The sequence below is a fragment of the Pseudomonas sp. S3E17 genome, assembly GCF_024168685.1.
Lineage (GTDB): Bacteria > Pseudomonadota > Gammaproteobacteria > Pseudomonadales > Pseudomonadaceae > Aquipseudomonas > Aquipseudomonas marginalis.
In genome coordinates, this window is sequence record NZ_JALJWE010000001.1 from 5,662,121 (window position 1) to 5,685,412 (window position 23,292).

At 61.4% G+C, this 23,292-nt stretch carries 23 protein-coding genes, 5 tRNA genes and 1 pseudogene; 19 read left to right on the forward strand and 10 right to left on the reverse strand.

Annotation, left to right across the window (positions count from 1 at the left end; translation table 11 throughout):
* Positions 1-66: 66 nt before the first annotated feature.
* The 4 genes from J3D60_RS25555 (at position 67) to J3D60_RS25570 (ending at position 480) form a co-directional block, all read left to right on the forward strand.
* Positions 67-142: transfer RNA gene (locus tag J3D60_RS25555), tRNA-Asn, on the forward strand.
* 9 nt (positions 143-151) lie between these two features.
* Positions 152-228, forward strand: a tRNA-Pro gene (locus J3D60_RS25560).
* Between the two features lie 5 nt (positions 229-233).
* Positions 234-309 (forward strand) — tRNA-Lys (locus J3D60_RS25565).
* Positions 310-403: 94 nt separating this feature from the next.
* A tRNA-Pro gene (locus tag J3D60_RS25570) sits at positions 404-480 on the forward strand.
* Positions 481-608: 128 nt separating this feature from the next.
* On the opposite strand, the gene J3D60_RS25575 is transcribed toward J3D60_RS25570, so the two are convergent.
* Genes J3D60_RS25575 through J3D60_RS25585 form a run of 3 tightly spaced genes read right to left on the reverse strand, consistent with a single transcriptional unit; the run spans position 609 to position 2,825 of the window.
* Positions 609-1,907, reverse strand: coding sequence for an NAD(P)/FAD-dependent oxidoreductase (locus tag J3D60_RS25575; RefSeq protein ID WP_065924079.1), 1,299 nt, complete (start codon positions 1,905-1,907; stop codon positions 609-611).
* Between the two features lie 60 nt (positions 1,908-1,967).
* A complete protein-coding gene (locus tag J3D60_RS25580; RefSeq protein WP_016976295.1) occupies positions 1,968-2,141 on the reverse strand; it encodes a DUF3094 family protein in 174 nt (57 codons plus the stop codon).
* Between the two features lie 54 nt (positions 2,142-2,195).
* Positions 2,196-2,825, reverse strand: a complete 630-nt coding sequence (locus J3D60_RS25585; RefSeq protein WP_027604891.1) for a DUF1780 domain-containing protein — start codon at positions 2,823-2,825, stop codon at positions 2,196-2,198.
* Positions 2,826-2,933: 108 nt separating this feature from the next.
* On the opposite strand from J3D60_RS25585, the gene J3D60_RS25590 reads away from it, so the two are divergent.
* The 3 genes from J3D60_RS25590 to J3D60_RS25600 all read left to right on the forward strand — a co-directional run bounded on the left by J3D60_RS25590 (position 2,934) and on the right by J3D60_RS25600 (position 4,378).
* Complete coding sequence (locus tag J3D60_RS25590; protein ID WP_065938480.1) at positions 2,934-3,401, forward strand: FAD/FMN-containing dehydrogenase; 468 nt, start codon at positions 2,934-2,936, stop codon at positions 3,399-3,401.
* The gene (locus J3D60_RS25595) at positions 3,398-4,087 is read left to right on the forward strand and encodes an energy-coupling factor ABC transporter permease (protein WP_065938481.1); all 690 of its coding nucleotides are present in this window, start codon (positions 3,398-3,400) and stop codon (positions 4,085-4,087) included. Before J3D60_RS25590 ends, J3D60_RS25595 begins: the two co-directional genes overlap by 4 nt.
* 75 nt (positions 4,088-4,162) lie before the next feature.
* Positions 4,163-4,378: a hypothetical protein gene (locus J3D60_RS25600; RefSeq protein WP_003171680.1), complete on the forward strand. Its 216-nt coding sequence runs from the start codon at positions 4,163-4,165 to the stop codon at positions 4,376-4,378.
* Here the strand turns inward: J3D60_RS25600 and yacG are convergent.
* Genes yacG through J3D60_RS25620 form a run of 4 tightly spaced genes read right to left on the reverse strand, consistent with a single transcriptional unit; the run spans position 4,375 to position 7,263 of the window.
* The gene (yacG, locus tag J3D60_RS25605; RefSeq protein WP_027604888.1) at positions 4,375-4,575 is read right to left on the reverse strand and encodes a DNA gyrase inhibitor YacG; all 201 of its coding nucleotides are present in this window, start codon (positions 4,573-4,575) and stop codon (positions 4,375-4,377) included. The two genes, J3D60_RS25600 and yacG, sit on opposite strands and share 4 nt — an antisense overlap.
* Positions 4,572-5,195: a dephospho-CoA kinase gene (coaE, locus tag J3D60_RS25610; RefSeq protein ID WP_253493267.1), complete on the reverse strand. Its 624-nt coding sequence runs from the start codon at positions 5,193-5,195 to the stop codon at positions 4,572-4,574. Before coaE ends, yacG begins: the two co-directional genes overlap by 4 nt.
* The gene (locus J3D60_RS25615; RefSeq protein ID WP_065938482.1) at positions 5,192-6,058 is read right to left on the reverse strand and encodes an A24 family peptidase; all 867 of its coding nucleotides are present in this window, start codon (positions 6,056-6,058) and stop codon (positions 5,192-5,194) included. The genes coaE and J3D60_RS25615 overlap by 4 nt, the downstream gene beginning before the upstream one ends.
* Complete coding sequence (locus J3D60_RS25620) at positions 6,055-7,263, reverse strand: type II secretion system F family protein (RefSeq protein ID WP_065938483.1); 1,209 nt, start codon at positions 7,261-7,263, stop codon at positions 6,055-6,057. The genes J3D60_RS25615 and J3D60_RS25620 overlap by 4 nt, the downstream gene beginning before the upstream one ends.
* A 202-nt stretch (positions 7,264-7,465) precedes the next feature.
* Here J3D60_RS25620 and J3D60_RS25625 point away from each other — a divergent pair, with 202 nt between their 5' ends.
* The 5 genes and pseudogenes from J3D60_RS25625 to J3D60_RS25645 all read left to right on the forward strand — a co-directional run.
* Positions 7,466-7,876 carry a pilin gene (locus J3D60_RS25625; protein WP_065938956.1) on the forward strand — a complete coding sequence of 137 codons (411 nt, stop codon included), beginning with the start codon at positions 7,466-7,468 and terminating at the stop codon, positions 7,874-7,876.
* 35 nt (positions 7,877-7,911) lie between these two features.
* A complete protein-coding gene (locus J3D60_RS25630; protein ID WP_253493271.1) occupies positions 7,912-9,312 on the forward strand; it encodes an O-antigen ligase in 1,401 nt (466 codons plus the stop codon).
* Between the two features lie 48 nt (positions 9,313-9,360).
* Positions 9,361-9,433: transfer RNA gene (locus J3D60_RS25635), tRNA-Thr, on the forward strand.
* A gap of 150 nt (positions 9,434-9,583) precedes the next feature.
* The gene (locus J3D60_RS25640) at positions 9,584-9,889 is read left to right on the forward strand and encodes a DUF6388 family protein (RefSeq protein ID WP_027604882.1); all 306 of its coding nucleotides are present in this window, start codon (positions 9,584-9,586) and stop codon (positions 9,887-9,889) included.
* 21 nt (positions 9,890-9,910) lie between these two features.
* Positions 9,911-10,006, forward strand: a pseudogene (locus J3D60_RS25645) (outer membrane lipoprotein carrier protein LolA); the annotation flags it as partial.
* On the opposite strand, the gene nadC reads toward J3D60_RS25645, so the two are convergent.
* Positions 10,007-10,855, reverse strand: coding sequence for a carboxylating nicotinate-nucleotide diphosphorylase (gene nadC / locus J3D60_RS25650; RefSeq protein WP_027604881.1), 849 nt, complete (start codon positions 10,853-10,855; stop codon positions 10,007-10,009).
* A 244-nt stretch (positions 10,856-11,099) separates the two neighbouring features.
* On the opposite strand from nadC, the gene J3D60_RS25655 reads away from it, so the two are divergent.
* The 5 genes from J3D60_RS25655 to J3D60_RS25675 all read left to right on the forward strand — a co-directional run bounded on the left by J3D60_RS25655 (position 11,100) and on the right by J3D60_RS25675 (position 17,495).
* Entirely contained in the window at positions 11,100-13,250 is a 2,151-nt protein-coding gene (locus J3D60_RS25655) for a DUF1631 domain-containing protein (protein ID WP_253493273.1), read from the forward strand.
* 61 nt (positions 13,251-13,311) lie between these two features.
* Positions 13,312-13,875: a 1,6-anhydro-N-acetylmuramyl-L-alanine amidase AmpD gene (gene ampD / locus J3D60_RS25660; RefSeq protein ID WP_092358802.1), complete on the forward strand. Its 564-nt coding sequence runs from the start codon at positions 13,312-13,314 to the stop codon at positions 13,873-13,875.
* Positions 13,872-14,708, forward strand: coding sequence for a regulatory signaling modulator protein AmpE (ampE, locus tag J3D60_RS25665; RefSeq protein ID WP_092488999.1), 837 nt, complete (start codon positions 13,872-13,874; stop codon positions 14,706-14,708). The genes ampD and ampE overlap by 4 nt, the downstream gene beginning before the upstream one ends.
* 199 nt (positions 14,709-14,907) lie before the next feature.
* Complete coding sequence (locus tag J3D60_RS25670; RefSeq protein ID WP_253493274.1) at positions 14,908-16,938, forward strand: methyl-accepting chemotaxis protein; 2,031 nt, start codon at positions 14,908-14,910, stop codon at positions 16,936-16,938.
* 125 nt (positions 16,939-17,063) lie between these two features.
* The gene (locus J3D60_RS25675) at positions 17,064-17,495 is read left to right on the forward strand and encodes a hypothetical protein (protein WP_065938489.1); all 432 of its coding nucleotides are present in this window, start codon (positions 17,064-17,066) and stop codon (positions 17,493-17,495) included.
* Here the strand turns inward: J3D60_RS25675 and J3D60_RS25680 are convergent.
* Both J3D60_RS25680 and cra read right to left on the reverse strand, forming a co-directional pair.
* Complete coding sequence (locus tag J3D60_RS25680; protein WP_253493275.1) at positions 17,442-18,218, reverse strand: TatD family hydrolase; 777 nt, start codon at positions 18,216-18,218, stop codon at positions 17,442-17,444. The genes J3D60_RS25675 and J3D60_RS25680 overlap by 54 nt on opposite strands.
* Before the next feature lie 2 nt (positions 18,219-18,220).
* Positions 18,221-19,216: a catabolite repressor/activator gene (cra, locus tag J3D60_RS25685; protein ID WP_065938491.1), complete on the reverse strand. Its 996-nt coding sequence runs from the start codon at positions 19,214-19,216 to the stop codon at positions 18,221-18,223.
* Positions 19,217-19,510: 294 nt separating this feature from the next.
* Here cra and ptsP point away from each other — a divergent pair, with 294 nt between their 5' ends.
* Together ptsP and pfkB are read left to right on the forward strand one after the other, a co-directional pair.
* Positions 19,511-22,369 (forward strand): phosphoenolpyruvate--protein phosphotransferase, encoded by a 2,859-nt coding sequence (gene ptsP, locus J3D60_RS25690; protein WP_253493276.1) that lies wholly within the window; start codon positions 19,511-19,513, stop codon positions 22,367-22,369.
* Complete coding sequence (gene pfkB, locus J3D60_RS25695; RefSeq protein WP_253493277.1) at positions 22,370-23,290, forward strand: 1-phosphofructokinase; 921 nt, start codon at positions 22,370-22,372, stop codon at positions 23,288-23,290. It abuts the gene before it with no gap.
* The last annotated feature ends 2 nt before the right edge of the window (positions 23,291-23,292 follow it).

Consider the following 23,292-nt stretch of genomic DNA (forward strand, 5'->3'; position numbering starts at 1 on the left):
AGCGATACGGACAGGGTCGAAGAGAAGGTTACACAGCAGTAAAAGTTGTACTTTGAAATATGTAGTTCCGTGATAGCTCAGTCGGTAGAGCAAATGACTGTTAATCATTGGGTCCCAGGTTCGAGTCCTGGTCACGGAGCCAATTTCAAACCGGGGTATAGCGCAGTCCGGTAGCGCGCCTGCTTTGGGAGCAGGATGTCGGGAGTTCGAATCCCCCTACCCCGACCATATTTGGGTCGTTAGCTCAGTTGGTAGAGCAGTTGGCTTTTAACCAATTGGTCGTAGGTTCGAATCCCACACGACCCACCATTTTTGAGACCAGTTAACGCTGGAATCGAATCTTAAGATCAGAGGCCAAAAGCGCTGATCGAAGAAGGCGACTGAAAGGTCGCCTTTTTTTTACCGGGGTATAGCGCAGTCCGGTAGCGCGCCTGCTTTGGGAGCAGGATGTCAGGAGTTCGAATCCCCTTACCCCGACCATATTAAAAATCCTCGTATCGAAAGATACGGGGATTTTTTTTGCCTGGAATTATCTCAAATCCAACACACAACCAATGTGGGAGGGAGCGCCCCCCCCACATTAGCCAGTCCCGCAAGGGACTCTGTTGTTAGTGAAGCTTCAGGCGCGGTTCAGTCCCGCGTCCGATCTTGCTGCCCAACATCAGCATCGCCGTGCGGAAGAAGCCATACAGCGCCATCTGGTGCATGCGGTACAGCGACACATAGAACATCCGCGCCAGCCAGCCTTCCAGCATCACGCTGCCGGTCAGGTTGCCCATCAGGTTACCTACCGCCGAGAACCGCGACAGCGAGATCAGCGACCCATAGTCGGTGTACTTGTACGCCGGCAGGTCCTTGCCCTCGATACGCAGTTTCAATGACTTGGCCAGCAGCGAGGCCTGTTGGTGCGCGGCCTGGGCCCGTGGCGGCACATTGCGGTCGGTGCCCGGTTGCGGGCACGCGGCGCAGTCGCCAAAGGCGAAGATGTTTTCATCACGGGTGGTTTGCAGCGTCGGCAGCACTTGCAGTTGATTGATGCGGTTGGTTTCCAGGCCATCGATGTCCTTGAGGAAAGCCGGTGCACGAATCCCGGCGGCCCACACCTTGAGGCTGGCGGGAATCACCTGGCCACTGCTGGTGATCAATGCGTCGGCAGTCACTTCGCTGACCGCTGAGTTGGTCAGCACCGTCACCCCGAGCTTCTCCAGGGTTTTATGTACAGGCCCGCCAATCCGCTCCGGCAAGGCAGGCAGTACACGAGGGCCGGCTTCGATCAGGGTAATGTGCATGTTTTCCGGCTTGATGCGGTCCAGGCCGTACGCCGCCAGCTCGTGGGCCGCGTTATGCAGCTCTGCGGCCAGCTCGACGCCCGTTGCACCCGCACCGACGATGGCGACGCTGATCTTTTCCACCACATCGGTTTGCCCGGCGTGGGCGCGCAGATAGTGGTTGAGCAACTGTTGGTGGAAACGCTCGGCCTGCTTGCGGGTATCGAGGAACAGACAGTGCTGCGCCGCGCCCTCGGTGCCGAAATCATTGGTGGTGCTGCCCACCGCAATCACCAGGCTGTCATAGCCCAGCACGCGCGCGGGCACCAGTTCGCGGCCTTCTTCGTCGAGGGTGGCGGCCAGCTGGATTTTCTTCTGTTCGCGGTCGAGCCCGCTCATGCGCCCCAGTTGGAACTCGAAGTGGTTCCATTTGGCCTGGGCGACGTAATTGAGTTCGTCTTCCGAAGAGTTCAGTGAGCCGGCAGCGACTTCGTGCAGCAAAGGCTTCCAGATATGGGTGAGGTTGGCGTCCACCAGCGTGATGCTGGCGGTGCCGCGCTTGCCCAGAGTCTTACCCAGGCGGGTAGCCAACTCCAGGCCGCCGGCGCCGCCGCCGACGATAATAATACGATGGGTCATGGGGGTATCTCGCAAGGCTAAAGGAAATCGGAGCAGTTACCCTCGCGAGCGCCAGGCAGCTCATAGCGTCAGGTAACTCAAAAGGCGGCTGAGCAGGCCGAGCCCGATCACCACCACCAGCACCACACCAAGGAGCAGCCACGGCCGGAAAGGCTTGCGCTCGACTCGGTTCTGGGAGAGTTGCAGGTACTCTTCGACATGCTGTTGGTCGTCGGGGTTCAGGCGGCTGGTCATATAAGGTCTCGTCAGGTAGACGTTGCAAAAGGGCGCCACGTTACAGTGGGAGGCTCAGAGGCTGATGCCCACGTCGAACACTATGCTGCGCCCCAGGTTGTTGCGCAAGAAATCCGGCGCGTCCGGGTGGGCGAACAGCACCCGGGCAAATGTCGGCCCCACCAGCGACAGCGAGCGCCAGCCCTGGCGCAAGTATTCGGTGGGCGGTGGAAAGTGGCTGTTGAGGTCGAGCACTTCGCGCTTGAGGCTGGTGAACGCGACGATATCCAATTCGCCCAGGTCCATCCCGCGCTCTTTGTAGTTATGGGCCTTCTTGCGCAACGTGGGCGCCAGGCGCAGCAGGAATTCATGGGCGGGGATGCGCCGCGGCTTGGCTTCGCGCCGCACCAGTTGGCTCAGGGAGAATGCACTGCGTCGACGCAACAGCTCGTCACGCCATTCGTCGTTCAGGCGGCGCCCTTCATCGAGTACGAAAAACACCTCGAAACTGGCATCGCGAAACAGCACGTCGGGTGGTTCTTGCCCGGCGGGGTGAAACTCTTCGGCGCGGTAGGGCACATTCAAGCCTTGCAACAGGCGCTGGCAGACCCAACGCTCACGCTCCCATTTGCGGGCATTGGACAGGAACGCATTGGCTTGTTCGGCCGCTACGGTGAGCAGGCGCAAGTAATCTGAGTCATCCATGCCTGCAGCTTAGCGTCCAAATGATGACCGCAGGAAGTCCTGCTGCAAAAGCCAGGGTGTAGACTGGCCTTTCAAGCGTAATTCCCCCCCCCTTATGAGGAGCGTGCGGTGAAGTGTCTGGTGGTGCTGTTGCTGAGTGTTTTACCGGTATGGGCGCAGGCTGTTGAAGTGGGCGAGCGCCTTGCTCCCTGGACTTTGCTCGATCAATTCGACCAAGCCTATACCCTCGATAACCAGGCACGGATTCTGTTGGTGGCGCGCAGCATGGATGCGGCCAAGCAGGTGGATGCTGCGCTGCAAGGCCAACCTGCAGGCTACCTCGAAGCGCGGCATGCCGTGTTCGTCGCTGACATCCAGCGCATGCCTCGACTGATCGCCAAATTGTTCGCGGTACCGGCCATGCAATCCTACAACTACCGGGTCATGCTGGACCGTGACGCACGTATCGCCCCGCGTTATCCCGCGGCGGCGGATAAAGTGCTGTGGCTGCAGTTGGATAACGGTAAGTTGGTTTCCCAACATGAATACGGCACCGCTGTCGAACTGCGCCAGGCCCTGGAGCAGGTGAAGCCGTGATCAGTGCCGCAGTGCTGGCGCCCACAACCCTCGGCATCGGCTGGCTGTTGTATGCACCGGTACTGCTGTGGGCGATCCTGCGTTCGCCCTGGGTCGAGTTGTTTGCCGACCGGCGGCGCCAGCATTTGCTGTTCGGTACGGTGTTCGCACTGTTCATGCTGTGGCTGGTACGACGGGATTTCGATACTGGTGTGTCCTACCACTTTATCGGTATGACCGCCGTAACCCTGCTGTTGGACTGGCCCCTGGCTATCGTCGGTGGTTTTGCCGCCCAGTTCGGGTTAATGCTGCTTGGGCGCCAGGACCTGGCAGCCCTTGGCGTCAACGGCCTGCTGCTGATCGTGCTGCCGGTGCTGATCACGGAAGGCTGTGCGCTTGTGGTCGAGCGGGCGCAGCCGCGCAATCCCTTCGTGTATATCTTCTGCTCCGGTTTTTTTGCTGCCGCGTTGTCGGCCTTGTTTTGCCTGCTGCTGGGGCTGGGGTTGCTGTGGTTCGACGGTCGTTTTGCCATGCCTGAATGGCTGGAGGATTTCGTCGGCTACCTGTGGCTGATCATCTTCCCCGAAGCCTTTATCAACGGCATGGTGATCAGCGCCCTGGTGGTGTTTTGTCCGGAATGGCTGGAGACATTCAACCGCACACGCTACCTCTCGGCGCCCTGGAAGGATGACGAATCGCAGCGTTGACCCAGATCAAATCCCGCGCAGCCGAGCAGGCCCATGCTCTGCGAAATTTTCCTAGGCAAGGCGGGAGCACGAATCATGAGTGTGTACGAGTGGGCACGGCAGGAGTTGCGCAGGAGCCAGGATGCGGCACAGGAAATCGGTTTCGACCCGGGCTTGACCCTGCGCGCCATGCTCAGCGCGGTGGTGCAGCAGAGCAAGGGCGTACGCAGCTTCGAAGACCTGGCCGACGAGCTGCAATACCTCGCAGAAAACCTCGACGACCAGCAGGAATACGCCTTTATGCGGCCTTAGTGGCGCGGCGGCAAGTCTTCGGAAAACAGCTCGTCTTCGGCATCCGGCGCCACGGGAATCTTGTGTTCCTCGGCGGCCCACGCGCCCAGGTCGATGAGCTTGCAACGGTCCGAGCAGAACGGCCGGTTAGGGTTGGCTGCATTCCATTCCACGGGTGCACCGCAGGTTGGGCAGTCGACGGTCAAGGGTTGGCTCATGATCGGCCTCCACGCAAAGTAAGGTAAAAGTGGTGCAGTCGCTCGACCTCGCTGTGCAGCCAGGCGAGGTCCTGGTCATTGACCAGCACGTCATCGGCATGGTTCAGGCGGTCTTCACGGCTGGACTGTGCCTTGAGAATTGCCTGAACCTGTTGTTCGCTGATGCCGTCGCGCTGCAGGGTACGCTGAATCTGCAGCGATTGCGGCACGTCGATCACCAGGATGCGCTGGGTCATGCTGTACTGGCCGGATTCGATCAGCAGCGGGGACACCAGGATCGCGTAAGGCGAGCGGGCGCTAGCCAGGTGACTGCGAATCTCCTCGCCAATCAACGGGTGCAGCAAGGCTTCCAGCCAGCGGCGCTCTTCGGGCACCTCAAAGATCAGCTTGCGCAACGCGGCGCGGTCCAACTGGCCGTCAGGCTGCAATACGCCGGCACCAAAATGCTCGGCGATGCGGGCCAGCGCCGGCCGGCCGGGTTCGACCACCCAGCGCGCGGCGTGATCAGCGTCCACCAGGTCAATGCCCAGGTCGATAAAGTGCTGGGCTGCCGCACTTTTACCGCTGCCGATGCCACCGGTGAGGCCAAGAATCCAAGGTGTTGCAACAGGAGTGGTCATCTGAAACCGACAGACTGCAAATAGAAGTCGGTTATTTGACCACCCCAGAGCAATGCAATCCAGCCGGCAATTGCCAGATACGGACCAAACGGCATCGGCGTGGACGCCAGGGTCTTGCGCAGGCGCATCAGGATCAACCCGACAAACACCCCCACCAGCGACGACATCAACAGTGTCATCGGCAATATCTGCCAGCCGCCCCAGGCGCCGAGCAAGGCCAGTAACTTGAAATCACCGTGGCCCATGCCGTCTTTGCCGGTGACCAGCTTGAACAGCCAGAACACGCTCCACAGGCTCATGTAGCCGATCACTGTGCCCCATAGTGCGTCGGGTAATGTCGTCAGTAATCCAAAACTGTTGACGATCAGGCCCAGCCACAGCAATGGCAGCACCAGCACATCCGGGAGCAACTGGTGGTCTGCGTCGATCAGGCTCATTGCCAGCAACCCCCAACTCAACACCAGCACCGCTGCGGCCTGCCAGCCAAAGCCGAAATGCCAGGCGACCCAGGCCGAGATCAACCCGCAGGCGAGTTCCGTGAAAGGGTAGCGAGGGCTGATGGCTCCCTGGCAATGGGCGCAGCGCCCCCTGAGCATCAGGTAGCTGAGCAGTGGGATATTTTCCCACGGCCGGATGGGATGGTCACAGTGTGGGCAGCATGAGTTGGGGTGCATCAGGTTGTAGGTCGGCCCGCCAGGTTCGGCAGGCAAGCCGAGCACTTCATGGGCCTGGGCACGCCATTCCCGTTCGAGCATTTTTGGCAGGCGCCAGACCAGCACGTTGAGGAAACTGCCGACGATCAGCCCCAGTACCAGCGCGATTGTGACAAAGGCCAATGGGTGCTCGTTCAGCAGCAGGCTCAAAATGCACTCCCCAGTTGGAAGACCGGCAAGTACATGGCGATGACCAGCGCGCCGACAATGCCCCCCAGCACCACCATGATCAACGGTTCCATCAGGCTGGTGAGGTTGTCGACCAGGTTGTCCACGTCAGCCTCATAGTGGCTGGCGACCTTTTCCAGCATGTGTTCCAGGGTGCCCGACTCTTCGCCGATCGCTGTCAGTTGGATCGCCATGCCGGGAAACAGACCGCTGTTGACCATGGATTGATTCAGTTGCATGCCGTTGGATACATCGTGACGCATATGTTCGATTGCCTGTTTGAACGGGCCGTTTCCCACGGCGCCGGCGACTGAGTCCAATGCCTGTACTAGTGGAACACCGGCGGCAAAGGTCGTGGAGAGCGTGCGGGCGTAGCGGGCCACGGCGGATTTTGTCAGCAGTTTGCCTGCCAGGGGCGCTTTCAACAAACCGGTGTCCAGCCAGCAGCGAAACCCCGACGAGGTCCGATAGGCCTGGCGCAGCGCAGCGGCTCCCGCGACGATGCCCAATACCAGCATCCACCATGCGTGCTGCATGAACGCCGACAGGGCGATCACGTGCAAGGTAAATGCCGGCAGTTTGCCGTCGACTCCGGCGAACAAGGCCTGGAACTGCGGCACCACGTGGACCAGCAGTATGCCGGTGACCAGGCTGGCAACCACCAGGACAGCAATGGGGTAGGTCATGGCCTTTTTGATCCTGGCCTTGAGCTGCTCACTCTTTTCCCGGTGGATCGCCACCCTCTCCAGCAGTGTCTCAAGCGCCCCGGCCTGTTCGCCGGCGGCCACCAGGTTGCAGTACAGCTCATCGAAATGACGCGGTTGTTTGCGTAATGCCTCAGCCAGGCTGCTGCCGGCGGCGATCGCTTGTTTAAGCCCCATCACCTGTTCACGCACAGCGCGATTGTCGACGCCTTCGCTGATGATGTTGAAGGCTTGCAGGAGTGGAACTCCAGCCTTCAGCAGCGTAGCCAGTTGGCGCGTGAACAGCGTGATATCAGCCGCTTTGACTGATGGGGTGAGGTTTGGCAGCAGCAGGGATTGCTTGCGCACACGACCGGGGCTGATCCCTTGCTGGCGCAGTTGTGCCTTGACCAGGGCCGCGTTGTGCCCCTTGGTTTGCCCGGACACCCTGCGCCCTTTACGGTTGATGCCTTCCCAGGCGTAAATCGTTGAAGCGTTGTTCATGTTGCGGTTCCGCATACAGGCTGTCGAAGATTTATAGCTTAGTCAGGTGACGGATTCGGGCATGCCGATGGCGCGGGATAAAAATGTCAGAATGTGCGTCTTGAGCGCGATTGGCCGCTTGCGGGTGAGTACACTGGCGCCGTTGCAAAAACGGGGTGCAGGACGCGCCTTGTCATGAGTTCTATTCGGGAGAGTGAATGTGATACGTCAGAAAGGCTTTACCTTGATCGAGTTGTTGATCGTCGTGGCAATCATCGGCATTTTGGCCACCATCGGCCTGCCCATGTACACCACCCACCAGGCCAAGGCCAAGTTCACTGCCGGCCTGGCTGAAATTGCCGCGTTGAAGGCCGGTTACGAAGACACCATCAACCAGGGCACTGTACCCACCGTGGCCTTGATCGGCGGCACCAGTCCTACGGCCAACTGCAAGATCGAGGTGGCAGGCGATGTGGCCACGGGTGCGGGCTCCATCAGCTGCGAAATACTCGACGCACCGGCACCGGTGCTGGGCAAGACCATCACCCTGGTCCGCAGCGCCACCGGCTGGAAGTGCACGACGACCGCTGAAGCGAAATATGCCAGCAAGGGCTGCGGCACCGACGGCGCGTAACTGCTAAACCATCCACACGGAAGTAGAGGTGGCCGATGGTGTTATCCGTACAGCAGCGAGGCGGTGTTTTCCTGGTAGCAGCGGTGTGCCTGTTGAGTGTCGGGATTTGTGCGCCGTTCGGCGGGCATGATCTACAGCGTGTCATGCAAATTGCCATCGGGTTTTGCGCGGTGCTGTATGGGTTATCGGTTACTTCCACTGAACCTTGGGTAGACAGGCCCACTGCCTGGGGCGTGGCGCTGGTTGTGGGGCTGGGCGTGCTGTCGTCGGCGCTGGCCCATCAGCCGCTGTGGGCGCTTACCGAAGTGGCGCTGTTTGTCAGCTGCGCGGCGATTGCCGTCGCCTTTGCCCTGGTTCGTCGTCACGGCGGCGAGCCTTTGGATCGCGTGCTGATCCTGGTTGTGGTGTTGCTGTGCCTGATCAAGTCGGTTCAGTATCTGTATGCCGGTACGTTGCTGCTCGTCAGTGGCGAGCGCGTACTGGACCCTGGCGGGTTGCTGTCGGGCTTTTCCAACAAGCGTTTCTACGGACAGTTTCAGACATTTACCTTGCCATTGCTGGCGCTGCCTTTACTGATACCCAATGTCTCCCGCGCCTTGCGGGGGATGGTGTTTGCGTTGCTGTGTGTCTGGTGGATGATCGCAATCAGCGGCGGTACGCGGGGTACCTGGCTTGGCATGGGCGTGGCGGGCGTGATGTTGGCGCTGCTTGGGCCCTGGGGGCGTCGCTGGCTGGGTTGGCAGTCGGCCGCAGCGTTGATTGGGCTGTGGCTGTATTGGCTGGTATTCACGGGACTGTCGGATTACCTGGGGATTGCGCTCACCAGTGATGCCGGAGATCGCCTCACCACCTCGCTGTCGGGACGGGGCCCGATCTGGTGGCAGGCGTGGTACATGCTCATCGAGCGCCCGTGGCTTGGTTTTGGGCCGATGCATTTTGCCGATATTGCCAACAGGATTGCCGCTCATCCCCATCAGGCGATTCTGCAATGGGCCAGCGAATGGGGGGTGCCCTCGGGGCTGTGCGTGGCGGTGTTGGCATGGCGAGGCGGCTGGGCCGCGTTGGCTGTGCTGCGCGAGCGAGCGCTGTCCGCCGCGCGGGTTGACCTGCTGCGCTTGTGCCTGTTCGCGGCGTTGGTGGGGGCGCTGGTGCAGTCCATGGTCGATGGCGTGATAGTGATGCCCAACTCCCAGGTCTGGTTGGCGCTGGTGGTGGGCTGGCTGATGGCGCTGCATGAGCTGCGCACGCCAGCAAGCGCTGCGCTGCCGTTGGCCCGTAGGCTATGGAAAGCCTTGGCTGTGTTGGCCGTTGGTCTGTTGGTGTTTATTGCGGTGCGCGATGTGCCTCACCTCCAGCAAGCCCAAAAACAGTACCTGGGCGATGAAGGTCGTCACCTGCAACCACGCTTCTGGGCCCAGGGGGTCATTGCCCGTTGACGGGCGCAAGTTGCCGGACGCCCGATGCGGTGCTAGCTTTAGCCCACCGCCCGTGTAGCTCAGTTGGTAGAGCAGCGCACTCGTAACGCGAAGGTCGCAGGTTCGATTCCTGTCTCGGGCAAAAAGGCAATACTGCTTCAAAGGCAATGTTTTCAGATGATCCCAGAATGGTTCTGAAGGCCAGACGAGTTGGCACGTGTGCCGGCTCTTTTGTATCTGCGCAACCTTGATGACCCAGATGCATCCCCATTCCTCGATCTAAGAGAACGACATGACCACGACTGAAATGACCCAGGAAGTTCGGCATCAAGCAGCCCTCGAAAAATACCTTGAGGAATCGCCGCAGCTCAAAGAAGAGATCAAGGACCTGAGCGCCGATGATCAGCGCGACCAGATCCAGTGGGCGTTTGAGGACGAGGCCGAGAGCCAGGGCTTCCAGCCTTGGGAACTGACCCTCAAGTACACCTCGACGCCGGAAGAGTTCGAAGCGGCACGGCTGGCCTTGCACAAAGAGGCGGCCGAGGTGCTGGGTGTCGAATGGGAAGAATACTGCGAGATGAACGACCTGGTCGTTTAAAAGCAGCTTGTAGGAGCGAGCTTGCTCGCGAAAATCGCTAACGATGACGCGGGCTGCCTGGTTCCCTGCGGCGTTCTCAGGTTTTTCGCGAGCAAGCTCGCTCCTACAGTTAGGTGTTCAGATACTGAGGCGCATCGACAAATCCACCGCCTTCACATCCTTGGTCATCGCACCAATGGAGATGTAGTCCACCCCCGTCTCCGCGATAGGCAGCAGGGTGCTTTCATTGATCCCGCCGCTGGCTTCCAGCTTGGCCTTGCCGCCGTTCAGGCGCACGGCTTCACGCATATCTTCCAGGCTCAACTCATCGAGCATGACGATGTCGGCGCCCGCCGCCAGCGCTTCGCGCAGTTCGTCCAGGCTCTCCACTTCGATTTCAACCGGCTTGCCGGGTGCGATCTTGTGGGCGGCGCTGATGGCTTGGGCAATCCCGCCACTGGCAGCGATGTGGTTTTCCTTGATCAGGAACGCGTCATACAAACCGATACGGTGGTTGTGGCAGCCACCGCAGGTCACCGCGTATTTCTGCGCGAGGCGCAGGCCGGGCAGGGTTTTTCGAGTGTCCAGCAGCTTGACCTGGGTGCTGGCGACAAAATCCGCCAGGAACCGGGCGCGTGTGGCGACCCCGGAGAGTAACTGCAGGAAGTTCAAGGCAGAGCGCTCGCCACTGAGCAGCGAACGCGCCGGCCCCTCCAGGTGGAACAGTGCCTGATTAGGGCTGACGCGTTCGCCGTCGGCCACCTGCCAGTGCACGGCGACCCTTGGGTCCAGTTGGCGGAATACGGCATCCACCCACGCAGTGCCGGCGATGACTGCGGCGTCGCGGGTAATGATGGTGGCCGTGGCCAGCCGCTCGGCCGGGATCAACTGTGCGGTGATGTCGCCGCTGCCGATGTCTTCCAGGAGCGCGCGGCGCACGTTGGCTTCGATTTCAGCGGTGAGGTCGGCAAGACGGAGGTTCGGCATAACAGGCTCCACAAACAAAGTGTCCCGATTATAGGGGCAGCGTGCGTTTGAACCCAGGCTCACCACTCATTTACAGCGCAATGTCAGAGTTTGCTGGCGCAACGGCACTCATTTGCAAGATAATCTCGCGCCTTGCAATTGGCGTCATAGCTTTGACGTCCTGGTGATAACCGGTTATCCACAGCCTTATTGGGCCTGTACCCGATCTTTCCCCAACGCTTTACCGCCGTTTCAGGAGGCCAGGATGCACAATGACGGAAAGGTGGTGCCAATCAACAAGGCACAAGCCACGCCATCGCCGCTCGCGCGCCTGCCGGTGGTGCTGCTGCAGGTTCGCGACAAGGCGGCGCAGCAGTTGCAGCAGGGTTTACAGGAACTGTTCGATAACGCCGACGACACCTTGTTCGAAATGGCCGACAAGGCCCGCAGCAACGTGGACCACCATATCTTCTTTGAGGCCATGCGCGACCTGCGCCTCAAGCGCAAGAATTTCGAGCGCGTGTTCATGGAGCGGCTGTTCGAAGCCTTTGGCAACCTGGGGCTGGCGGGCCGTGGTGAACTTCAGTTGGTGCCGGTGGTGTCCTATGACGCGGCCTCAGGCACGTCCAAGGATGACCTGGAAAAAGCCGTCGCGCTTGAGGCCATGCTGGGCCGGGTGCGCCACCGCGACGGCCTGGCGCTGTCGCAACTCACGGCACGCTTGAGTGCCTTGCTCGGCAATCGCCTGGACGACCGTGAAAACCCCCTGGGCCCGGCGCTGTTGTGCGAGTTTTTCCTGCGTGCCGGGCGTAGCCTGGGCGTGGAGATCCGCGTCAAGCTGATCATGCTCAAGCTGTTTGAAAAATACGTCCTCAGTGATGCTGACCTGCTGTACGGTGAAGCCAATCAACTGCTGGTCGCGACCGGCGTGTTGCCGGAACTCAAGGCTGCGCCATCCCGTCGTCCCTGTGGCCGTGCCACCCGTGATCATCAGTGCGAAGAGGTATTGCCGAGCACCGACCAGCCCATCGACGAAAATGGCCAGCAAGCCTTCAGCGCCTTGCAGGCGTTGTTGACCGTTGTGCGTGGTAGCGTGTCGCCTACCCTTGAAGTCAGTGCCGAACCCCAGCCCATCGCCACCCGCGATCTGCTGCGGCTGTTATCCCACTTGCAACAGTACGTCCCGGAGCCGGAAGCCGAGGATGATTTCGACCTGTGTAACCAGCTCGAGCAGTTGCTCACCCGTGTCAGCGTCAAGAGTGGCAAGTCGCGGGTGGTGGAGGATGCAGATGAAGATGTGATCAACCTGATCGCCCTGCTGTTCGAATTCATCCTCAATGATCGCGCAGTGCCGGACGCCTTCAAGGCCTTGATCGGCCGCCTGCAGATCCCGATGCTGAAAGTGGCGGTGCTGGACAAGAGTTTTTTCAGTCGCCCCGGCCACCCGGCTCGGCGCCTGTTGAATGAAATCGCGACCACCGCCATGGGCTGGAGCCCGGTCGATGACTTCCAGCGCGACAGCCTGTACCTGCGCATAGAGCGGGTGGTTCAGCGTTTACTCAATGAGTTTGTTGAAGATCCGGCGATTTTTTCCCAATTGCTGACTGAATTCACTGCGTTCACCGCCGATGAGCGTCGTCGCAGCGAATTGCTTGAACAGCACACCCGCCATGCTGAAGAAGGGCGCGTGCGCACTGAAGCGGCGCGTGCACGGGTGGCCGAGGTACTGAATCGACGGATGCTGGGCAAGGTTTTGCCGCAGGCGGTGGTGCAGTTCCTGCAACAGGCCTGGAGCCAGGTGCTGTTGCTGGCCAGCCTCAAGCACGGCGAGCAGTCGGTGCAATGGCAAGCAGGGCTGCGCACCATGGATGAGCTGATCTGGAGTGTCAGCCTGCCGGCAGACACTGAAGCCGGGGTGCACTTGCTGGAGCAGTTGCCCGGGTTGCTCAAGGCACTGCGCGATGGGTTGACCAGCGCTGCATTCGACCCCTTCAGCACCCGTGATTTTTTTGTGCGCTTGCAGACCCTGCATGTCCGGCCGCCCGAGGGTGGCGATGGATGGCTCGAAGTGCGTGAACCCTTTGTGTTCAGCGTACTGCCGCTCGATCCCGTCGAGGGCCTGCCGGAGGATGATCCGGACCTGGCCAAGGTGCACCAATTGCGAGTCGGTGACTGGGTCGTGTTCCAGCAGGGCCAGGCAGGCACCCTGCGGTGCAAGCTGACGGCGATCATGGCGCCGGCCAACACCTACGTTTTTGTCGGCCGTACCGGGCTCAAGGTCCTGGAGAAAAGTGCCGGCCAACTGGCGATGGCATTCAAGCGTGACGCGCTGCATCACCTCGACGATGAGCCGCTGTTCGAGCGGGCGCTGGCGGCGGTGGTGGGCAAGCTGCGTCAACTCAATCGCGGCAAGTGATCGCAACCACGGGGTCGAACGCGGCATACTGGTCACACTTAGTCACGTTCAAGGATCCTGTATGCAGTTGGACCCCGCCAGCGGCTGGTGCCAGGGCATTCGCCATTGCCCTTCACCCAACTTCAACGAGCGCCCGGCAGGCGAAATCTCACTGTTGGTGGTGCATAACATCAGCCTGCCACCCGCGCAGTTCGCTACCGGCAAAGTGCAGGAGTTTTTCCAGAATCGCCTGGACGTCACGGAACATCCCTACTTTGAAGGGATTGCCGACCTACGGGTGTCTGCGCATTTTCTGATTGAGCGCGATGGCACAGTGACGCAGTTTGTGTCCTGCATAGACCGGGCCTGGCATGCCGGGGTCTCGTGTTTCGAAGGGCGTGAGACGTGCAATGACTTTTCCCTGGGCATAGAGCTTGAAGGTACGGATGATTTGCCGTTCACCAACCCCCAGTATGTGTCGCTGATCGATCTGACACGGCAGTTGCTGGCAGCCTATCCAGGTATTACGCCGCAGCGTATCTGCGGTCATAGCGATATCGCTCCGGGGCGCAAGACCGATCCCGGCCCCGCTTTTGATTGGGTGCGCTTTCGCAGCGCCCTGCAGGATGGAGGACACGCACGATGAGTTTTCTGGTGTTGGTGCTGGCCGTGTGGATCGAGAAGTTCTCGGCCCTGCGCCAGCGGTTGCAGCGTGATGGCGGCTGGTTGCGCGAATTGGCCAAGTTGGAGTCGAGCCCGCGCATGGGCAAGCAGCCGTGGCTGATTCTGGTCCTGCTGGTGTTGCTGCCGGTGGCGTTGCTGGCGTTGTTGTTGCTGGTGCTGGAACCGGTGGCCTATGGTTTGTTGGCGCTGCCGGTGCACTTGCTGGTGGTGATCTACAGCCTGGGCCGTGGCGATCTATTGGCTGGGCTGGGGCCATTTCGCGATGCCTGGCGCCGTGGTGACCTGCAGGCGGCCGAACATGTGGCCGAGCGCGACCTGAAGCTGGGCGCCGACAGCGGAGAGCAACTGCTGGAGCGCGTCCAGGGCCATCTGTTGTGGCAGGCCTACCAGAGTTTTTTCGCCGTGATTTTCTGGTACTTCCTGTTAGGACCGGTCGCTGCGTTGGCCTATCGGCTGCTGGCGCTCGCCAGTGAGCATAGCCACAACCCTCTGGTGGCCGAGCGCGCCGGGCAATTGCGTCACGCGTTCGACTGGCTGCCGGTGCGCCTGCTGGCGGCCAGTTTTGCCCTGGTGGGCAACTTCGTCGCGGTCAGCCGTGTCATGCTTCACGAGTTGTTGAGCTGGGACATCAGCGCGGCGCAACTGGTGGAAAAAGTTGGCCTGGTCGCCGCTGAAATCCCGCCTCCGGCCGTGGGTGCCGACGGCATCAACAGCCTGGATCGCCTGTGGGAACTGCTGCTGCGTGCCGCGGTGCTGTGGTATGCCGGTTTCGCCATTTGGACCGTGTTGCCCTGACTCCTGTGATAAGCGGGCTTGTCGAATCGTCGCACCGCCCGCGCCGGGCTGCGTAGCAGCCCGCTGCAATCTTCGTCCGTTAACTTTACGTTACAAAACTCCCTTTCAAATTGAGCTATACAGACAGAGCGCCAAATAGTGGCTTTCTGCCGCCGCCCTGCGCCTGAATAAAAATAAAACAAAAAAAGGGAGATCACCTGTGAAGAGCTTGCTCTATCCCGCCGTCGCGCTGATGAACCGTCTTAGCTTCGGCATGAAGTTCAGCCTGATCAGCGTGCTGTTCCTGCTGCCGATGCTGGCTACCAACTATTACCTGGTGCGTGATTCCTGGCGCGAATTCCAGGGCACCCGTGTCGAGCTGCAAAGCCTGGATTTGCTCGGCAGCAGCCTGGTCCTGCGCCGTGACCTGGAAACCCTCAATAACCAGGTGCAGATCAACGCAATACTTGGCCAGTCCGGCAAGGCCGCTGACCTTGAGGGCAAGATCAGCGCCCTGGAGCAGAGCGTGCTCGCCCGTCTGCAAGGCCTCACCCCGATGGCTGCCGAACCTGAGCAAATCGCCGCCTTTGAAGGTAAGCGTGACGAACTGATCACGGCCTTCCAGGCCCAGCAACAGGAAAGCTCGCTGCAGAGCAAAAGTGCGTTGATCGGCAAGTTGCTCAACAAGGCCCAGATGCTCAGCCAGATCGTTGCCAGTCAGTCCGGCTTGAGCCGCGATCCCCAGAGTGACTTGCGCCAACTCAGCGAGCTGATCACCAGCGTCACCCCGCAGGTCACCCAGACCCTGGGAGAAGGCCGGGCGATGGGGGCCTACTCCCTGGGCCAGGGTTTTCTCAACTCATCTTCCAGTACCCGCTTCGACGAACTGCTGCAACAGTTGGAAAAGCTCCAGGGCGAATACGCCTTGAAATTGCAGGACGTCCTGGGCTCCAGCAACGCCGCGCATGCGGCGCTCGACAGCCTGGCCAAGACCAGCAACGCCAGCCTCAAGCACGGCAGCGAGTTGTTCGAAGAACAGGTGGTGATGGCCGAAACCCTTGACGCGCCCTGGCAGGGTTTCTATGACAGCGTCAGCCAATTGATGGAGCACACCTATCAGCTCGATGACGCCACCCTGACGTTCCTCGGGCAGCAGCTGGAGCAGCGCCTGGCGCAGAACCGTACGCACATGGTGGTGCTGGTCTCGGCGCTGACGGCGGTGTTTTTGCTGATCTTCTACCTGTATGCAGGGTTCTACGCGTCTACGCGCAATACGTTGCGGCGCCTGGGGGCGATGATGGACAAGGTGGCCGCCGGCGACATGACCGTTACCTTTGTTGCCCGAAGCCGCGATGAGTTGGGCGACCTGGGCCAAGTGTTCAACGGCACCGTGGCGAAAATCCATGACTTGATCGAGCGCGTCGGGCATACCGTCAGCCAGGTCGAGTTGCAGGCCGGCCAAGTGGAAACGGTCTCGGCCCGGAGCAATCAGGCGGTCTCTGGCCAGCGCATGCAGATTGAGCAGGTGGCGACGGCCATGAACCAAATGTCCTCCACCGCCCAGGAAGTGGCGCGCAGTGCCGCGGCGGCAGTCAGCAGTGCCCACAGCGTCAACGATGAAACCGTCAATGGCCGTGGCCTGGTGCAATCCCAGCAGGGCAGCATTGCGCGGTTGGCCTCGGAGATCGACCAGTCGGTAAGGGTGATCAACCAATTGGCCACCGACAGCCAGTCCATCAGCAGCGTCCTGGAGGTGATCAAGAGCATCGCCGAGCAGACCAACCTGCTGGCACTCAATGCGGCCATCGAGGCCGCACGGGCCGGTGAGCAGGGACGCGGCTTTGCCGTGGTGGCCGACGAGGTGCGAACCCTGGCCCGGCGGACCCAGCATTCCACCGAAGAAATCGAGCAAATGATCAGCCGCCTGCACAGCGGCGTAGCCGCAGCCGTGAAGGCCATGGGCACCAGCCATGAAATGGCCAGCGGCACCGTGGAACAGTCGGACAAGGTCCAGCAAGCCTTGGAAAATATCCTCGGTGCCGTGGGCATGATCGTCGATCAGAATCAGCAGATCGCCGCAGCGGTGGAGCAGCAGACCGCCGTTGCCCATGACATCGACCAGAATATCGTCGAAATCAATCGTGCCGGCGAGCATGCTGCCCAAGGCGCGCATCAGACTGAAGCGGCGAGCCGGCAGCTGTCGATACAGGTGATCGAGTTGAAGCAACTGATCGGGGCCTTTCGTGTGTAAGTCGATGGCGTAGGATTGGTCTTGGGTTGGTGTAGTGCCTGTCCTGATTTCCTGAAGTGCCTTTTATGCGCGGGTGAATGAGTGAAAATTTGTGTCACTCAATCAGGTCCAAGAGAGGCACGACGATGAGCATTGCAGTCGGCATCAAGGGGCACTGCGCCCATTGCGACATCACGTTCGAACTCAAGCCTTGGCAGTTGAATGCCATCGCCATTGAAGAACCCTTTGATTGCCCGTATTGCCAGCGCGTCCTGGAATTGAACTGCCCCCGGCAGTTGCGACATTTCAAGGCGCTGGACCACTGGGCGCTGGTACGCCCGAGCATGGCTGTGCTGACCTGCGTGGTGCTGATCGTGGCGCTGGTGACGGAGTGGATTGGCCTGATCAGTGTGGTCGGGCAGCTCAACGTGTCATTGGTGGTGCTGCTGGTGCACTTCCTGGTGCTGCGCTATGTCCGCCATCGGCAGCGCATGACCTTGAACCTGCAAGCGGTGACCCCGGTACTACCAATTGAACAGCTCGCACGCATTGCGTGTGCTCGCCTCGGCCAGCGCTAGGGGGCTGGTGCCCATGCGCTCGGCCAGGGCGGTGCAGATCGCCGGGAGGTGCTCCGGGCTGTTGCGCTGGCCCGGGTACATGGCCGGCGCCATGTCGGGGGCGTCGGTTTCCAGTACCACCGCGTTCAGCGGCAGCTGTGCCAGCACCTTATGCATGCGCAGGGCCTGGGGCCATGTGGCTGCGCCGCCCAGGCCGAGCTTGAACCCGAGCTTGATGTATTCGTGGGCTTCTTCCCGGCTGCCGGCAAACGCGTGGATGATGCCGCCCCGTGGCAGGCGGATGCGCTTGAGCGTGGCGATCACGGCCGCGTGGCTGCGGCGTACGTGGAGCAGCGCAGGCAGTTGGAAGTCCACTGCCAGCTTGAGTTGGGCTTCGAACAGGCCTTGCTGGCCTTCGCGATCCAGCTGTTCAAGAAAGTAATCCAGGCCGATCTCACCTACCGCGCAGAGCTGTCGATGGCCGTGGAGGCGGGTTAACCAGTCGCCCAACTCCGTCAGGTCGTCGGGCTTGTGCTCATCGAGGTACACCGGATGCAGGCCAAAGGCCGCGAACAAACCGGCATCCGCCTGCACCAGATCCCACAGCCGCTGCCAATTCTGCTGATACACCCCCAGCACCACCATGCGCCGCACGCCCAACTCACGACTGTGAGCGAGGACTTCCCGGCGATCGCTGTCGAAGTCCGGGAAGTCCAGGTGGGTGTGGGTGTCGATCAGCTCCACGCTCAGGCCTCGTGGATACGCTGCTTGAAGGTCCGGCCGATGGCGTGCACGCCCGGTTGGTACTGTTCTTCTTCAATGGCGGCCAGGGCCAGGCGCAGGGCGGTGTCGGCAATCAGCTGATGTTGCTGGGCCATGGCGTTGACCGGCAGCGGCAGGAAGTCCAGCAACTGGGTGTCACCAAACGTGCCCAGGCGCAGCGGGCGTGACTTGAGCGGGAAGTCATGCAATGCGTCGAACACACCTTGCAGCAGCACGTAGGACGTGGTCACCAATGCGTCAGGCAAGTGCCCCAGTTGATGCAGAAGTTGCTCCATCAGCTGTCGGCCACAGTCGCGGCTGAAGGCTTCACCGTGTTCGACGATGACCTCGCCGGTGAAACCGTCAAGCGCTTCACGGAAACCGGCCGCACGCTCCTGGCTGATGCTCAGCTCGGGCCGCGCGCCAATCAGCACGATTTGCTTGGGCAGCGGTTGCAGCAAGCTGCTGGTCAATTGCTGGCAGGCCTGGCGGTCGTCGCTGACCACCGAGCAGAACTGGTCCGCCCCCATCACCCGGTCGATGGCAATCACCGGCAAACCCTTGGCTTGCAGCTCGCGGTAACTGTCATCGCTGGCCGGCAGGCAACTGGCGACGAACAGCGCGTCGCAACGGCGGGCGCGGAACAGTTGCAGCAGTTGGCGCTCGCTGTCGGCTTCATCGTCTGAGCTGGCGATCAGCAACTGATAGCCGCGTGCCCGCGCACCTTGCTCCAGCAGCTTGGCGATGCGTGCGTAACTGGGGTTTTCCAGATCCGGGAGGATGAACCCCAGGGTACGGGTATGCCGGCTGCGCAGCCCGGCGGCCTGGGGGTTGGGTGTAAAGCCATGGGCTTCGACCACGGCACGCACGCGCTCGACGGTCGCGCTGCTGATGCGTTGCTGTGCGGCTTTGCCATTGATGACATAGCTGGCGGTGGTCACGGACACACCGGCCAGACGTGCGATATCACTGAGTTTCAAACCGGGATTTCCTTGTTTTTTGGAGCTCGCCCCGACATTTTGTCCAATCGTAACCGATTCCTGCACACGACCAATGTCCCAGCTCAAGTGCCGAGTGGTCCTTCAAGGATGCGCAATTAACGCGTAACCTGCCATAAATTCTAGATTAAACGTTTCATCAAGCGTATTTTTACGACGTTATCCACTGAGTGCCTACTGCCAATTGACTACTCAGTCAGCTAGTCCGGAACACCATTACACTGTTTTATTCAAAACAATACCTAGTGCGTCCATCGCACTAACTAGGAGAACGGCATGCTTGAGCTCACTGTAGAGCAGATTTCCATGGGCCAGGTGGCTGTGGATAAATCTGCTGCCCTGCACCTGCTCGCTGACAAACTGGTGGCTGATGGCCTGGTCGCCGAGGGGTATCTCAGCGGCTTGCAAGCCCGTGAAGCCCAAGGCTCGACCTTTCTTGGCCAAGGTATTGCCATCCCCCATGGCACCCCCGAAACCCGCGACCAGGTGTTTTCCACCGGTGTGCGCCTGTTGCAGTTCCCCGAAGGCGTGGACTGGGGCGATGGGCAGATTGTGTACCTGGCCATTGGTATTGCCGCCAAATCCGACGAACACCTGCGCCTGCTGCAACTGCTCACCCGCGCCCTCGGTGAAACCGACCTGGGCCAGGCGCTGCGCCGCGCGGGCACGGCTGAAGCCTTGCTGAAACTGCTGCAGGGCGCACCCCAGGAGCTGGCGCTGGACGCGCAGATGATCAGCCTGGGCGTGTCTGCCGATGACTTCGAAGAGCTTGTCTGGAGAGGCGCACGCCTGCTGCGCCAGGCCGATTGCGTCAGCAATGGGTTTGCCGCCGTGCTGCAACAGGTCGATGCGTTGCCCCTGGGTGATGGCCTGTGGTGGCTGCACAGCGAGCAGACGGTCAAGCGCCCGGGCCTGGCGTTTGTTACGCCTGATAAGCCCATGCGCTATCTCGGCCAGCCCCTAAACGGTCTGTTCTGCCTGGCCAGCCTGGGTGAAGCCCATCAGGCCTTGCTTGAACGCTTGTGCGCCTTGTTGATTGAAGGTCGCGGCCAGGAATTGGGCCGCGCCACCAGCAGTCGAGCGGTGCTCGAAGTGCTCGGCGGCGAGCTGCCACCTGACTGGCCCAGCGCCCGCATCACCCTGGCCAACGCCCACGGCCTGCATGCGCGGCCGGCAAAGATCCTCGCGCAGTTGGCCAAAAGTTTTGAAGGCGACATCCGCGTGCGCATCGTTGATGGCCCGGTAGGCGCCGTGTCGGTGAAGAGCCTGAGCAAGCTGCTGAGCCTTGGCGCCCGGCGTGGCCAGGTGCTGGAGTTTGTTGCTGAACCGACGATTGCCGGCGATGCGTTGCCCGCGCTGCTGGCCGCCGTCGAAGAGGGCCTGGGCGAAGAGGTCGAGCCACTGCCGACCGTGAGCGCACAGCCCGAAGCCCTTGATATTGCGCCAGTGATCAGCGCGCCACAGGCCGGCAGCCAGCTCCAGGCCATCGCTGCGGCGCCGGGCATTGCCATTGGTCCTGCACATATCCAGATTCAACAGGTGTTCGATTACCCCTTGCGCGGCGAGTCCTCGGCCATTGAGCGCCAGCGCCTGCAAGATGCCCTGGCCGATGTGCGCCGGGATATCCAGGGCCTGATCGAACGCAGCCAGGCCAAAGCCATCCGCGAGATTTTCATCACCCACCAGGAAATGCTCGACGACCCGGAACTCACCGATGAAGTCGACACCCGTCTCAAGCAAGGTGAAAGCGCACAAGCGGCGTGGATGAGCGTGATCGAAGCCGCCGCCAGGCAGCAGGAATCGTTGCAGGATGCCTTGCTTGCCGAGCGCGCCGCCGACCTGCGCGACATCGGTCGCCGGGTGCTGGCGCAATTGTGCGGCGTTGAAACCGCCCAGGAACCGAGCGAAGCCTACATCCTGGTGATGGACGAAGTCGGCCCTTCCGACGTCGCGCGCCTGGACCCGGCCCGCGTCGCCGGCATCCTCACCGCCCGCGGCGGCGCAACCGCCCACAGCGCCATTGTCGCGCGGGCCCTCGGTATTCCCGCGTTGGTCGGTGCCGGCCCGGCGGTGTTGCTGCTGGCCGCCGGCACGCCGTTGTTGCTGGATGGCCAGCGCGGTCGCCTGCATGTAGACCCCGACGCGGCCACCCTGCAACGTGCCACCGTCGAGCGCGATACCCGTGAGCAACGCTTGCAGGCCGCCTCGGCCCAGCGCCACGAACCGGCGCTGACCCGTGATGGTCACGCCGTGGAAGTGTTCGCCAATATCGGCGAAAGCGCCGGTGTGGCCAGCGCCGTGGAGCAGGGCGCCGAAGGCATTGGTTTGCTGCGCACCGAACTGATTTTCATGGCCCACCCCCAGGCCCCGGATGAAGCCACCCAGGAAGCCGAGTACCGCCGTGTGCTCGACGGCCTCGGTGGCCGCCCGCTGGTGGTGCGCACCCTCGATGTGGGCGGCGACAAACCGCTGCCGTATTGGCCGATTGCCGAGGAAGAAAACCCCTTCCTCGGCGTACGCGGTATTCGCCTGACCCTGCAGCGCCCGCAGATCATGGAAGCGCAATTGCGCGCACTGCTGCGCTCGGCGGATAACCGCCCGCTGCGCATCATGTTCCCCATGGTCGGCAGCGTGGATGAGTGGCGTGCCGCCCGCGACATGACCGAACGCCTGCGCCTGGAAATCCCGGTGGCTGACCTGCAACTGGGGATCATGATCGAAGTGCCGTCCGCCGCGCTGTTGGCGCCGGTGCTGGCCAAGGAAGTGGACTTCTTCAGTGTTGGCACCAACGACCTGACCCAGTACACCCTCGCCATCGACCGTGGCCACCCGACCTTGTCGGCCCAGGCCGATGGCCTGCACCCGGCGGTGCTGCAACTGATCGACATCACCGTGCGTGCGGCCCATGCCCATGGCAAATGGGTCGGGGTGTGCGGCGAACTGGCGGCGGACCCGCTGGCGGTGCCGGTGCTGGTCGGCCTGGGTGTGGATGAGTTGAGCGTGTCGGCCCGCAGCATTCCCGAAGTGAAGGCGCGGGTGCGTGAATTCAGTCTGAGCGAGGCCCAGGGCCTGGCGCAAAAAGCACTGGCGGTGGGTTCGCCCGCCGAGGTGCGTGCCCTTGTGGAGGCCGTGTAGATGGCAAGGATTCTAACCCTGACGCTGAACCCGGCGTTGGACCTGACGGTACGCCTGGCGCACCTGGAACCGGGTGAAGTCAACCGCAGCGAAACCCTGCTCACCCATGCCGCCGGCAAGGGCGTGAATGTGGCGCAAGTCCTGGCCGACCTGGGCCATCAAGTGACCGTGGGCGGTTTTCTCGGCGAGGACAATCCCCAAGCCTTCGAGGCGCTGATTGCACAACGTGGTTTTGCCGACGCGTTTATCCGCGTGCCCGGCGAAACCCGCAGCAATATCAAGATTGCCGAGCAGGACGGCCGGGTCACCGATATCAATGCGCCAGGGCCGTTGGTCAGTGAGCAGGCGCAGCAAGCGTTGCTCGACCAATTGACGTGCATTGCGCCGGGCCATGATGCGGTGGTCGTCGCCGGCAGCTTGCCGTGTGGCGTCAGCCCGCAGTGGTTTCAGGGGTTATTGGAACACCTGAAGCGTCTGGGCTTGAAAGTCGCCCTGGACACCAGCGGCGAGGCGTTGCGTGCCGGTCTCAAGGCAGCCCCGTGGTTGATCAAACCCAATACCGAAGAGCTCGCCGAGGCCCTGGGCGATGCCACCAACGTCATCAGCCAACTGCATCAGCAGGGTGTTGAGCATGTGGTCGTCTCTGACGGTGCCGCGGGCGTGAGCTGGTACAGCCGGGCCACCACCCTGCATGCCACGCCGCCCAAGGTGACGGTGGCCAGTACGGTAGGCGCCGGCGACTCGCTGCTGGCCGGGATGCTTCACGGTTTGCTTGAGTCTGAAGCGCCTGAACACACCCTGCGTCGCGCCACGGCAATTGCCGCCATGGCGGTGACACAGATCGGTTTCGGCATCCGCGACGCTGCGCAGCTGGCGCGTCTTGAAAGCGGCGTCGCTGTACGCCCGCTGACAGAACAATAAGA